General features: G+C 64.5%; 1 protein-coding gene. It reads left to right on the top strand.

Going from position 1 to position 453, the window contains the following annotated elements; all coding sequences use genetic code 11:
- Nucleotides 1–453 (top strand): DUF389 domain-containing protein (locus GVN67_RS29230; protein WP_160000790.1); only part of this gene is annotated, 453 nt, incomplete at both ends.

Below are 453 nucleotides of genomic sequence, written 5' to 3'. Positions count from 1 at the left end.
ATGTCATAGAGGTCCTGATCGCCCGGGAGTCAGTGGAGGAACTGCTCGAGAAGCTGGAAATCCTGAAGGTTCGGGACGTGGGATCCATTGCCATGACCGCGCCGGAATTCGTCCTGTCCAAAAACGCCGACCGGGCCGAGCGTGCCGCCCCCGGGGACGGCGCGGACGCAGTGATCTGGGACGACGTGACACTGCAAACGGGTGAGGATTCCCGGCTGACGTGGAACTTCCTCGCTTTCCTGGTGCTGGCAACCCAGCTCGCCGGGATTGGCATCGTGACCGATTCACCCATTGCGATTGTTGGCGCCATGGCGGTCGGGCCTGAGTTCGGACCGTTGGCAGCCCTCGCCGTCTCGCTTGCCACGAAGCAGTGGAGGCTTGGGCGGCGCGCCGCAGTTGCGTTGGGCGTCGGATTCCCTGTTGCCATGCTCCTGGCAGCGCTGACGGCATGGC

This window comes from Roseomonas sp. 18066 (genome assembly GCF_902706185.1).
Taxonomy (GTDB): Bacteria; Pseudomonadota; Alphaproteobacteria; order Acetobacterales; family Acetobacteraceae; genus Pseudoroseomonas.
Note: the sequence above shows the minus strand (reverse complement) of the source record. Positions and strands in the feature narration are given on the sequence as shown.